Origin of the sequence: Paenarthrobacter sp. NPDC089675 (genome assembly GCF_044749185.1) — a bacterium.
GTDB lineage: Bacteria > Actinomycetota > Actinomycetes > Actinomycetales > Micrococcaceae > Arthrobacter.
Genome location: NZ_JBIVHM010000003.1, coordinates 115,038 through 127,255, shown reverse-complemented (window position 1 = coordinate 127,255; position 12,218 = coordinate 115,038). Strand labels below are relative to the sequence as shown.

Below are 12,218 nucleotides of genomic sequence, written 5' to 3'. Positions count from 1 at the left end.
GGTCTAGCGCACGCCCTGCTGGGCGAACTTGAGGACGTCGGAAGCGTTGGACTTGTCAACAATGGTGGGGCCGGTGAGGACGGGCTGGCCGCCGCCGATCTTGAAGCCACCGCGCTTGGCCTGCCAGAGGGCGTCAACGGACATGTAGCCCTGGAGCCACGGCTGCTGGTCCACGGTGAAGATCACGTTTCCGTCCACGATCTTCTGGGCGAGTTCTGCGTTGAGGTCGAAGCTGGCCACCTTCGCCGAGCTGCCTGCATCGGAGACGGACTTCAGGAGGGTAAGCGTGATGGGGGCACCCAGGCCGATGATCACATCAGCGTCCTTGGACGCCTGGAGCTTGGCCGTGGCCGTGGACTGGACCGCTGTCATGTCCTTGCCGTCGACGTAGAGGATCTCCGTGGCGGGAACCTTGGCCTTTACGCCGGCGCAGCGTGCCTCGAGGCCCACGTGGCCCTGCTGCTGGATGACGCATACGGGGTGCTTGTAGCCCTCGGAGGCCAACCGGGTTCCCACGGCTTCGCCGGCAAGCTGTTCGTTGGAACCAAAGTGCGTGAATGCTCCGAGCTTTGCGGAAACCGATTCGCCCGCGTTGAGGCTGACCACGGGAATGCCCGCGTCCGTGGCCTTCTTGAGGACATCCTTCAGGGCGTCCGGCGTTGCGATGGTGACGGCGATGCCATCCACCTTTTGGTCGATGGCCTGCTGGACAAGCTGGGCCTGGCGGCCGGCTTCGGGATCGCTCGTGTACAGGAGTTCAACGTTGTCCTTCGAGGAAGCTTCCTCTGCACCCTTACGGACAATGTCCCAGAAGGTATCGCCGGCTGCGGCGTGGGTAATCAGGGCAACCTTGATACGGTCCGTGGAAGCAGCCTGACCGGCCGCGGCTCCGCCGCCGTTGTCTGCGGGCTTTCCGCCCTGGCTCGAACAGGCGCTCAGTGCTACCAGGGGAACCACTGCTGCGGCGAGCGCCGCTTTGCGCCACGAGAATTTTGCCACCGTTATCTCCTTTGATGTCAGCTTGGGTGTCCGGAGACTCGTATCCGGATCAGCCACTACTCAGATCATGGTGATTGGCCTCACACTTTGTCAATACTTTGTCCTGACATTAGGATGTTTTTACGTGAAACATTCCCTCGCACCGACCGTCCATGGCGCGGACGCAGAATTCCTTGACGGTCGAAGCGCGGCTGCTATTATCAAGAAAAGGCAGTATGTCCTATCAATCGAACATGAGCGGACAAACTCATCCATCCGGCAGAGGAGCCGCGACCCTGCTCCCCTGCTGGCTTTCCGCAGCCGTCCAGGAGGAACCAGTGACGCAACCACTCAGCCTTAGTATCGACCGTTCGTCGCCGGTGCCCCTGTACCACCAGGTAGTCCAAGGCATCGAAGCCGCGATCCACAGCGGCATTTTGGAACCAGGCAGCCGGCTGGATAACGAAATCGACCTCGCGGCACAGCTCAACCTGTCACGCCCCACCATGCGCAAAGCCATGGATGAACTGGTCCGGGCAGGCCTCCTGGTCCGCAAGCGCGGAGTAGGAACGCAGGTTGTTTCCAGCCAGGTCCGGCGCCCGCTGGAACTCTCCAGCCTCTTCGACGACCTCAGCAACAACGGGAAGAAGCCCACCACCGAGGTCCTGAGCTTCTCCCATGTGGAGGCCGACGCCGCCACGTTGACAGCCCTCCAGCTACCCGCGGGGTCCAAGGTCTACCACTTCACGCGACTGCGCAAAGTGGGCGGCAAGCCTTTGGCCCTCATGGAAAACTGGGTCCGCGACGACATCACCAGCATGGATGAAGCCCAGCTCGCCAGCGAAGGCCTTTACGCCATCCTGCGCCGCGGAGGCGTTAATTTCCGGCTGGCCTCCCAACGCATCGGCGCCATGATCGCCAATGACTACCAGGCACCCCTCCTCGACGCCGAGGTCGGCTCCGCCCTGGTCACCATGGAACGCACCGCGGTTGACGACACCGGACGCATGGTGGAAACCGGGCACCACGTCTACCGCGCTGATTCCTACAGCTTTGAAATGACACTCGTACAGCGCTAACGCAAGGACACAACTTATGGCCAACTGGGTTTACCCGCTGGGAACCGCCACTGACGGAAAATGGGACATCTCCCTCGGCACCTCCGATTCGAGCCTCGCCGTCGAAGGTTGGGCCCATACGGGACTCAAGGCCGCGACGCTCGCCGCGGGTGCCGCCGTCGAACTTCCCGCCGCTCCCGAGGAGCGCATCGTGGTGCCGCTGAGCGGTTCCTTCACGGTGACGGTCGACGGCGTGGCGTACAGTCTCGCGGGACGGCAGTCCGTTTTCCACGGGCCGAGCGACGTCCTCTACACCGGTATCGACAAAGGGCTGACCATCAGCTCGAACGACGGCGGCAGGGTGGCCGTTGCTACTGCGCCCGCCAAGGCTTCGTATCCCACCCGCCTGGTCACCGCAGCGGAAACGCCGGTGGAACTGCGTGGTGCCGGCAACTGCTCCCGCCAGGTCCACAACTTCGGCACACCGGCAGCCCTGGAAGCAGACCGCTTCATCGTCTGCGAAGTGATCACTCCTGCCGGCAACTGGTCCTCGTATCCACCCCACAAGCACGATGAGGAGAAGGAGGGCGAAACCAGCCTCGAGGAGATCTATTACTTCGAAACCCGCGTGGCTGCAGGCTCCCCCGCTCCGGAAGAGACGGATGCCATTGGCTATGCCCGTGTCTATGCCTCGGACGAGCGGCCCATCGACGTCTCCGCCGAAGTCCGCACCGGCGATGTGGTCCTGGTCCCCTACGGCTGGCACGGCCCGGCCATGGCAGCCCCCGGTTACGACCTCTACTACTTGAACGTCATGGCCGGCCCCGGACGCGTCCGTGACTGGCTCATCAGCGACGACCCCCACCACGGCTGGATACGCCGGACGTGGGAGGGCCAGGACGTGGACCCGCGCCTCCCGTTCACGGCCTGATTCCGGACACCCGGCCTGATTCCGGACACTAAGGAAGCCCCTGTGAATTCACAGGGGCTTCCTTAGTGTCCGGGACGCAGCTTTCCAGGCTGCTACTTGGCCTGGGCGACGTAATCCGTCATCGTCTTGAGCTGGTAGCGGGAGACTTCCTCGGCGTTCTCGTCCTCGGCGAAGACCGAGGAGACCATGACCGTGTTTTCCTTGTCCAGGAAGCCGATCTCCTTCAGGCCGCCGAAGAACTCGTTCCAGTTGACGTCGCCATCGCCGATCTTCAGGTGCTGGTGGACACGCACCGCGTTACCAGGCGGGTTGGTGATGTAACGCAGGCCGTGCGAGGCATGGTGGTTCATGGTGTCCGAGACATGCACCAGACGGAGCTTGTCGCCGGCCGCGCGCATGATCTCCAGCGGCTTGTTACCCATGTGGAAGGTGTGTGAGGCAACGTAGACCATGCCGATGTTCGGGGAGTTCACGCCACGGATCACTCGCAGGGCTGCCAGGCCGTCCTCCACGAAGTCGTCCGGGTGCGGATCGATCAGCACATCCAGGCCCTCCCGCTCAATGATGGGCAGGAGTTCCTCCATGGAGCGATAGAAGGCGCGCTCGGATTCTTCGGCCTTCTCAGGACGGCCGCTGAACTCCGTGTTCATCGTCTGTACGCCCAGGTCCACGGTGATCTGAATGGCACGCTTCCAGTACCGAACAGCAGCTTCGCGGGCGTCCTCGTCCGGCCCTGACCAGCGGAGCACGGGCAGGACGGAGGCGATTTCGATGCCGGCGTCCTTGCATGCGGCCTTCAGTTTGCCCACCAACTCGTCATCGGCCTTGGGGTGGTTGAAGAACGGAATGAGGTCCGCGTGCGGGGTCATCTGCAGGTACTTGTAACCGAGGTCGGCCGCGACCCGGGGAAACTCCAGCAGGCTGTGGCTGTGGTGGAACGGTGTGGGATCAAGTGCAATCTTCACGGAAAGCCCCTAGTTGTACAGGTCCGGCTTGGTGTTCAACTGGACCTTGACCTTCTCGCCGGACTTCTGCGCCTCGACGCCGGCCTCGCAGCACGCTGCTGTGGCGTAGCCGTCCCACGCCGTCGGGCCGCCGATCTCACCGCGAAGTGCCGCATCCACCCAAGCCTGCACCTCGACGTCGTACGCGGCACCAAAACGTTCCTCGAAACCGGGCGTGACGTTGCCGCCCCACTTGCCCGCGGTCTGCACGTACGGACCGCTGTCACCGCCGATGCTGACGATGCCGTCTTCGAAGGAAGCCTGCGTAGCCACCTGGTAGCCGAACTTGGCATTGACGTAGATTTCGACGTCGGCAAGCACACCGGATTCGGTTTCGATCAGTACCTGCTGCGGATCGTGTTGGCCGTTCGGTGCATTGCGCGTTGGCTTGCCCAGGCGGACCTGCACGGACGTGATCTCCTCACCCGTGAAGTAGCGGATCGCGTCGAACTCGTGGACAACAGAGTCGTTGATCAGCATCTCGTTGGTGAAGCCCTCGGGCGTGCTCGGGTTCCGGTGCTGGTGGTGCAGCATCAACAGCTCCCCCAATTCGCTGTTGCGGATGATGGAACCCAAAGCCGAGTACTCGGCGTCGAAACGGCGCATGAAGCCGACTTGGATGCGCTTGTGGCCCAGGGCAAGCTCCGCCTGGACAACCTTCCAGGAACTCTCGGCGTCCGGTGTGAGCGGCTTCTCGCAAAGGATCGGGAAGTCCTTCTCCAAAGCCTTGTACAGGATTTCCTCGTGCAGGAATCCCGGCGTTGCGATCAGGACGGCGTTGACGTCGCCGTTGTTGAGCGCCTCGTCGGCACTGGCAAGGGCCACCGCGTCCTCGATGCCTTCGATGGCGGCTTCCGCACGGGCAAGGTCGACGTCGACGACGGCGGCAACTTCAGCGCCGTGGATGCGCGTGCTGAGTCGCTTGATGTGGTCCGCACCCATGCGGCCTGCGCCGATGACGGCTACGCGAAGAGTCTTTGTCACAGTGTCTGTCCTTTGGTGAGTGTGGTTGGCTTGCTGCTGACGCGGACGGTGCTACTGGACACGGGTCCGGGAGCCGCAGGAGAGCAGGTAGTTTCGGGTGCGCTTGGCGATAGGCATCGGGACGTCGAAAGCCACCGGGTACATGTCCTGCTCCACGATGCCGAAGATGGGGCGGTTCAGGCCCTCTACGGCTTCGATCACGGCGCGCAGGTCCGGGAGGCCGTTGGGCGGCTCGGTCATGACGCCGGCCAGGTTTGCCGCGGCCCAGGTCATGTTCTTCTCGTTGACTTCGGCAAGGACCTCGGGGTTGATCTGCTTCAGGTGCAGGTAGCCGATGCGGTCCGGGTAGTTCTTAATGAGTTCCAGGCTGGAGGCACCGCAGTATTCGGCGTGGCCGGTGTCCAAGCACAGGTTCAGATACTCGGGATCCGTTGCTGCCAGCAGGGTTTCGATGTCCTTCTGGGCACCAACGTGGGAATCTGCGTGGGAGTGGAACTGCTGGTGCAGGCCGAAGTCCTCCAACAGGACCTTGCCCATGCGGTTGTGGCCGGCGAAGAGGTCTGCCCACTGCTCATCGCTGAGTTCCCCGTTTTCGACGGCTTCGCCCGTAACGTCATCCCGCCACATGGCGGGGATGACCACGATGTGCTCGCCGCCCATTGCTGCCGTGAGTTCTGCTACCTTGCGGGCCGGTTCCCAGGCTTCGTCATACTGCTTGGCGCCGCGGTGGAAGGCCGTGAAGACAGTGCCCGCGGTGACCTTGAGGTCGCGCTGTTTGAGTTCTTCCGCGAGGCGGGTGGGGTCGTTGGGCAGGTAGCCGTAGGGGCCGAGCTCGATCCATTTGTAGCCGGACTCTGCGACTTCGTCCAGGAACCGCTCCCACGGTGTCTGCTTGGGGTCGTCCGCGAACCACACGCCCCAGGAGTCGGGTGCGGTGCCGATGATGAGTTTGTTCTCGACGTCAGTCATGACAACGGTGTCTTTCTTCGAGGCCGGTGCGCCCTGGCCCTGTTGCCAGGGCGCACGGTTGGACTAGTTGGAGGGGAAGTTGTAGGAGGCGCCGGAGGCGTGGTGGGTTTCGGGCCAGCGGGAGGTGATGACTTTGCCGCGGGTATAGAAGGAGACGCCTTCGGGGCCGTAGATGTGCTTGTCACCGAAGAGGGAGGCCTTCCAGCCACCGAAGGAGTGGTAGGCAACCGGGACCGGGAGGGGCACGTTGATGCCGATCATGCCCACGGTGACAGAGCGCTGGAACTTCCGTGCCGCGGCGCCGGAGGAGGTGAAGATCGCGGTGCCGTTGCCGTAGGGGTTGGAGTTGATCAGCGCGATGCCGTCCTCGAGGGTGTCGACGCGGACCACCACGAGCACGGGTCCGAAGATCTCCTCCCGGTAGGCGCTCATTTCGGTCTTGACGTGGTCGATCACGGTGGGGCCTACCCAGAAGCCGTCTTCGTGGCCCGGGATCACGAGGTCGCGGCCGTCCACCACCATCGCGGCACCGGCGGCCTCAGCTTCGGTGACGATCTTCACGATGCGTTCCTTCGAGGCGGGGGTGATGACCGGGCCCATTTCGGCGCCAGGTTCGGTGCCGTTGTTGACCTTCACGGCCAGGGCACGCTCTTCGACCTTCTTCACTAGCAGGTCTGCGGCGTCCCCGACGGCGACGGCCACCGAGATTGCCATGCATCGCTCGCCGGCGGAGCCGAACGCGGCGGCGGCAAGGTGGTCGGCGGCGTTGTCCAGGTCGGCGTCCGGGAGCACGATCGCGTGGTTCTTCGCCCCACCCAACGCCTGGACACGCTTGCCGTGCTTGGTGGCGGTCTCGTGGACGTACTGGGCGATCGGGGTGGACCCGACGAAGCTGATGCCGTCCACGTCCGGGTGGGTCAGCAGGCCATCGACGGTTTCCTTGCCGCCGTGCAGGACCTGGAACACACCATCAGGCAAGCCCGCTTCCTTCCACAGTTTGGCGAGCAGCAGCGACGGGGACGGGTCACGCTCGGAGGGCTTGAGGATGAACGCATTACCTGTGGCAATGGCCATCGGCGCCATCCACAACGGCACCATCACGGGGAAGTTGAACGGCGTGATACCCGCCACCACGCCCAGGGGCTCGCGGAAGGAGAAGACGTCGATGCCGGTGGAAACCTGGTCCGAGTAGTCACCCTTGAGCAGGGTGGGGATGCCGCAGGCGAACTCGATGACTTCCAGCCCGCGGCCAATCTCGCCCTTGGCGTCGGAGAGGACCTTGCCGTGCTCGGCGGTGATCAGTTCGGCGAGTTCATCGACGTGCGCGGCGACGAGTTCGCGGAATTTGAACAGCACCGCGGTGCGCTTGGCCAGGGAAATGTCGCCCCAGGAATCAGCGGCTTTACGGGCAGCGGCCACCGTGGTGTTCAAGTCTGTTTCGTTGGCCAGCCGCAGCTCGGCAGTGACCTGCCCGGTGGCCGGGTTGTACACCGGCTGGGTACGGTCGCCCTCACCCGCGGACTCGGCGCCGTTGATGAAGTGGTTGATCGTTGTCAAAGTGGTCGTCGTCGACATAAGCGGACTTCCTTTTGGTCTTTAGGATCGGTGCGTTCGGGTCAGCCGAGCAGCTTGCGCTGCCGGCTCTTGTGGTCTGTGTACGTCTTGTAGGCCTGTTGCGTGGATTCCAGTTCCGACACGGCTGAGACGGGGACGTCCCACCAGGACTCTGAGGACGGTGCGTCCAGCAAGGGGTCGGATTCGACGTGGATCACGATCGGGCCTGTCTCCGGGGCGGCTTTGGCTTCCTTGATCGCAGCGCCGAGGGACTCGATAACGTTCTCGCCCGGTTCGATCCGGATAACCTTGGCGCCCAGTGATTCGGCGTTGGTCGCGAGGTCGATGGGCAGGTGCTCACCGGCGTCGAAACTGTGCTGTTCCTTGTCCAGGACGCGGTACTGCGTTCCGAAGCGCTGCGAGCCGAGGGACTCGGATAGGGAACCGATGGAGGCGTAACCGTGGTTCTGGATCAGGACCACGATCAGCTTGATGCGTTCGGCGACGGCGGTGACCAGTTCGGTGTGCATCATCAGGTAGGAGCCGTCCCCCACCATGACCACTACGTCCCTGTCCACGCCCCCAGCGGCGGCTTCGGCCAGCGCTGCGCGCTTCACGCCCAGCCCGCCGGGGATTTCGTAGCCCATGCAGGAGTAGGCGTATTCGACGTGGTAACCGAACGGGTCCCGGACGCGCCACATCTTGTGCAGATCACCCGGGAGGGAACCTGCGGCACAGATGACGACGTCGTGATCATCCATGGCCTTGTTCGTGGCGCCGATGATCTCGTTCTGCGCCGGCAACGGGGTGAAGCGCGTTTCGAAGGCCTCATCCACGATCGCGTTCCAGCGCTTCTTTTCCGCCGCGACCTTCTCTTCGAGGTCAGCCCCGACCCGGTAACCGCCCAGGGCCTGGTTCAGCTTCACCAACGCCTTGCGGGCATCAGCGACGATCGGCAGGTGCGTGCCGTGCTTGTACGCGTCGATCGGCGCGACATTGATGTTCACGAACTTCACGTCCGGGTTCTGGAACGCCGTCCGTGACGCCGTGGTGAAGTCTTCGTAACGCGTGCCGATCCCGATGATCAGGTCCGCTTCGGCAGCTATGGCGTTGGCCGCCGTCGTACCCGTAGAGCCAATGGCACCGAGGGAGTGCCTGTGGTCCCACGGAAGGACCCCGACGCCCGCCTGGGTGTTGCCAACCGGGATGCCGGTGAGCTCGGCGAACTTTGCCAGTTCGTCGTTGGCGTAGGCGTAAAGGACGCCTCCACCGGCGATGATCAGTGGCCTCTTGGCGGCACGGATTGCCTCGACGGCGCGGCGGATGTCGTCATCCTCGGCCTCCGGGCGGCGGATCCGCCATTCGCGCTCCGCGAGGAATTCCTCCGGCACGTCGAATGCCTCGGCTTGGACGTCCTGGGGCAGAGAGATGGTGACGGCGCCGGTCTCGGCCGGGTCCGTCAGTACGCGCAAGCCGTGATGGAAAGCGGAGAACAGCTGCTCCGGCCGGGACACCCGGTCGAAGAACTTCGAGAGGGGCCGGAAGGCGTCGTTGACCGTGATGTCATACGCGTACGGTTGCTCGAGCTGCTGCAGCACCGGGTCAGCCGCGCGCGTCGCGAAAGTGTCCGACGGTAGCAACAGCACCGGCAACCGGTTGGTCGTGGCCAGCGCCGCACCGGTGAGCAGGTTCGAGGACCCCGGACCAATCGAGGTGCTGATCGCGAACGTCTGGCGGCGGCGGGTGTGCCGGGCATAGCCCACGGCCTGGTGGACCTGCGCCTGCTCGTTGCGGCCCTGGTAGTACGGCATGATGGACGGATCCGCGGCCTGGTACTGCTTCAATGCCTGGCCCACACCGGCCACATTCCCGTGGCCGAAAATACCGAATGTGCCCGGAATCAGGCGCTCACGGAACTCCTTGCCGCCAACAGAATCGACGGTGTACTGCTTGGACAGGAACTCGACCACGGCCTGCGCCACGGTCATCCGACGGGTTACAGATCCCATGGGTAACTACTCCGATACTTTCACGGGGATGCGTTCTGACGAGGTGAGCCCTGCAGCGTCCAGTGCCGCGGGCGAACTGTTGTTCAGCAACGAGGCGGCCGTTGCAACGGCACCGGCCACATCGCCGTCGTGCGGGTAAAGCAAGGTGCGCCCCACAGTGAGGCCCTGGACGCCGGGGAGGGCGAGGGCAGCCTGCCACGAAGCGAACACCTCGTCCTGGCTGCCATCCGGGTCGCCGCCCAGCAGCACGGTAGGCAACGTGGTGGAAGCCATGACGCGTTCCATCTCGGCCACCACCGGCAGCTTCATCCAGGTGTAGGCACTGGTGGAACCCAGGCCCTCGGCGATGCCGACGGACTTGATCACGGCGTCGGCGCGGAGGTCGTTGCGAACCTTGCCGTGCGAATCCCGAACGGAGAGGAAGGGTTCAACCATGGCAATGAGCTTGCGCTCGGCCAGGGAGTCGATCGCCTTGGCGGTGGCCTCGAGGGTGGCAACGGTGTCCGGGTCTCCCAGGCAGATGCGGGTGAGCATCTTGCCTCCGTCAGCCCCCAGGGCTTCCAACGCAGCTGCCGTGTGGCCGGTGAAGCGATCGTCGAACTCATTGACCAGGCCGGCGAGTCCGCCACGGTTCATGGAGCCGAACACCAGTTTGCCTTCGAGGGCCCCGAGGAGCAGGAGGTCGTCCATGATGTCGGGCGAGGCCAGGATTCCGTCAACGGCGGGGTTCGCCAAGGCGATCTGCAAGCGGTCCAACAGGTCGCGGCGGTCGGCCATCGCCATCGGCTCCGAGCCGACAGCGAGGGCCCCACGGGCCGGATGGTCGGCGGCGACGATGAAGTTCTGCACACCATGCTTCAGGCCGGGATGACGACGGCGGGTGGCAGCTGCGCGGGCCACGGCCTCCGGGTCCTCAAGCCGGATGCGGCTCAAGTGCTCGTAGCGGCGGGGGTCATCGTTGAGGCTCAACGCACTGCTCCTTCTGCAATGGGGGCTTCGGCAGGGTTTGCGCCCGGGACCGGACGTCCGTGCTCGGCCAGCAGCGAGGTGACCTCCTCCGGCGTCGGCATGGCGTCCGCACAAGAGAGGCGGGAGGCGACGATGGCACCGGAGGCGTTCGCGTAATCCAGGACTTCGGAGAGCGGCCAGCCGGAGAGCAGTCCGTGGCAGAAGGCACCCCCAAAGGAGTCACCGGCGCCCAGTCCGTTGACGGTTTCCACCGGTACCGGCGCCGAAACCACCCGCTCCGTACGGGTCTTGGCCATGACGCCTTCCGCGCCGAGCTTCACCACGGCGATTTCGACGCCGGCGGCCAGCAGGCGGTCTGCCTGCTCATCAGGGGTTCCCTCCCCCACGGCCACGGCGCATTCCTTGTCATTGCCAATGGCTACCGTGACGTGTGGGAGGATTTTGGCGACCTCGGCACGGGCCTCTTCTTCGGAGGTCCAGAACATCGGGCGGTAGTCAAGGTCGAGGATGGTGAACTGACCGTCCTTGAGCCCGGTCCGGGGCCGGGCCCGGTGTGCGGCGATATGCGCGCTTCGGCTCGGCTCCTGGCAGAGGCCGGTGACGGTGGACCAGAAGATTCCGGCATTGCGGATCGCCTCGAGATCCAGTTCTTCGGCCTTGATCTGCAGGTCGGGAGCCGTGGGAAAGCGGCCGTAGAAGTACAGCGGGAACTCATCCGTGGCCGGCTTGATCGCACAGAACGTGGCCGGCGTCTGTCCAGCAGCGGGGGTGACGAAGGAATCGTCCACGTTGAACTTGCGCAGCTCGCGGTGCAGGAAATTGCCAAAGGGATCATCGCCGGTGCGGGTGATCACACCCGTGCGGCGGCCGTGGCGGGCGGCGGCAACGGCCACGTTGGAGGGCGAACCTCCGAGGTACTTGCCGAAGGACGTTACGTCCTCCAGGCCGACGCCGATGTCGTTCGGGTAGATATCAACGCTGATGCGCCCGATCGTAAGCAGTTCGTGGGTCACGGTACTCGTTGACCTTTCTCTTGAGAACTCTGAACCTTTGAGCGCTGGGCCCCAATGCCTTGCTACCCCTCAGTGAGCGGGGCCACACGACTACTTTGCACCAGATTTAATGTCCTGTCAAAGGTTTGTACTGACATATTTACAACATGACACCAGTAGCCCTCTATCGGCGTGGAACAGCCAGCTCGCCCGTGACATATTGACTGCGACCAAAGCCGAACGACCAGTCGCCCGCAGTATTCTCCACATAGCCCACGAACACATCCTCGCCGGAAACACCCACCTCAGCCAGGCTCTCGGCGATGGCCCGGAAGAGCGAGCTCTTTGCCTCTTGACTGCGACCTTCCTGCGTGAAGATCTGGATCATTACCACCCCGGCAGTCCGCTCAAAACCAAGCCCCGCATCCTGGGCGGTAATCTGCCCCGACGGGTGCTCGGTGAGGATATGGAAGTAGTCGCGCTCGGGAATTCCATACTCAGCGACTATCGCGTCGTGAATGGCGCGACTGACAGCCGTCAGCTCTTCGGGCGATCGGCCTTGGTTGACGTCGATTCGAACAAGCGGCACTGCAATCTCCTCAAGTAGTTTGTCCTAACATACTAACAAATCAGTCGGGTTCTGAATACAGCAAAGTCCCGCCGGAAGCTCCCGACGGGACTTTGCTCGAGCGTTGCGAGGCCCGCTCTGCGTCCCCAATGCCTCCCTAACCTCGCAAGCTCGGCCAGGGAACCCGGTCATTGTGGGCCCT

At 63.8% G+C, this 12,218-nt stretch carries 11 protein-coding genes; 2 read left to right on the top strand and 9 right to left on the bottom strand.

Annotated features, from left to right (window positions below; genetic code table 11):
* Positions 1–3 precede the first annotated feature (3 nt).
* Positions 4–999, bottom strand: coding sequence for a substrate-binding domain-containing protein (locus ACIPY2_RS08215; RefSeq protein WP_400265883.1), 996 nt, complete (start codon positions 997–999; stop codon positions 4–6).
* Positions 1,000–1,316: 317 nt separating this feature from the next.
* Here ACIPY2_RS08215 and ACIPY2_RS08210 point away from each other — a divergent pair, with 317 nt between their 5' ends.
* Positions 1,317–2,057, top strand: coding sequence for a GntR family transcriptional regulator (locus tag ACIPY2_RS08210; RefSeq protein WP_400265882.1), 741 nt, complete (start codon positions 1,317–1,319; stop codon positions 2,055–2,057).
* Positions 2,058–2,073: 16 nt separating this feature from the next.
* On the top strand, positions 2,074–2,967 hold the full coding sequence (gene iolB, locus ACIPY2_RS08205) for a 5-deoxy-glucuronate isomerase (protein WP_400265881.1): 894 nt from the start codon (positions 2,074–2,076) through the stop codon (positions 2,965–2,967).
* A gap of 92 nt (positions 2,968–3,059) precedes the next feature.
* On the opposite strand, the gene ACIPY2_RS08200 is transcribed toward iolB, so the two are convergent.
* The 8 genes from ACIPY2_RS08200 to ACIPY2_RS08165 form a co-directional block, all read right to left on the bottom strand.
* On the bottom strand, positions 3,060–3,932 hold the full coding sequence (locus ACIPY2_RS08200) for a sugar phosphate isomerase/epimerase family protein (protein WP_400265880.1): 873 nt from the start codon (positions 3,930–3,932) through the stop codon (positions 3,060–3,062).
* Between the two features lie 9 nt (positions 3,933–3,941).
* Positions 3,942–4,955 carry a Gfo/Idh/MocA family protein gene (locus ACIPY2_RS08195; protein ID WP_400265879.1) on the bottom strand — a complete coding sequence of 338 codons (1,014 nt, stop codon included), beginning with the start codon at positions 4,953–4,955 and terminating at the stop codon, positions 3,942–3,944.
* A 51-nt stretch (positions 4,956–5,006) separates the two neighbouring features.
* The gene (locus ACIPY2_RS08190; protein WP_400265878.1) at positions 5,007–5,924 is read right to left on the bottom strand and encodes a sugar phosphate isomerase/epimerase family protein; all 918 of its coding nucleotides are present in this window, start codon (positions 5,922–5,924) and stop codon (positions 5,007–5,009) included.
* A 63-nt stretch (positions 5,925–5,987) separates the two neighbouring features.
* Positions 5,988–7,499: a CoA-acylating methylmalonate-semialdehyde dehydrogenase gene (locus ACIPY2_RS08185; protein WP_400265877.1), complete on the bottom strand. Its 1,512-nt coding sequence runs from the start codon at positions 7,497–7,499 to the stop codon at positions 5,988–5,990.
* Between the two features lie 41 nt (positions 7,500–7,540).
* The gene (gene iolD / locus ACIPY2_RS08180) at positions 7,541–9,487 is read right to left on the bottom strand and encodes a 3D-(3,5/4)-trihydroxycyclohexane-1,2-dione acylhydrolase (decyclizing) (protein ID WP_400265876.1); all 1,947 of its coding nucleotides are present in this window, start codon (positions 9,485–9,487) and stop codon (positions 7,541–7,543) included.
* Between the two features lie 6 nt (positions 9,488–9,493).
* A complete protein-coding gene (locus tag ACIPY2_RS08175) occupies positions 9,494–10,456 on the bottom strand; it encodes a deoxyribose-phosphate aldolase (protein WP_400265875.1) in 963 nt (320 codons plus the stop codon).
* Positions 10,453–11,469, bottom strand: a complete 1,017-nt coding sequence (iolC, locus tag ACIPY2_RS08170; protein WP_400265874.1) for a 5-dehydro-2-deoxygluconokinase — start codon at positions 11,467–11,469, stop codon at positions 10,453–10,455. Before iolC ends, ACIPY2_RS08175 begins: the two co-directional genes overlap by 4 nt.
* A gap of 163 nt (positions 11,470–11,632) precedes the next feature.
* Positions 11,633–12,037, bottom strand: coding sequence for a tautomerase family protein (locus ACIPY2_RS08165; protein ID WP_400265873.1), 405 nt, complete (start codon positions 12,035–12,037; stop codon positions 11,633–11,635).
* Positions 12,038–12,218: the final 181 nt, after the last annotated feature.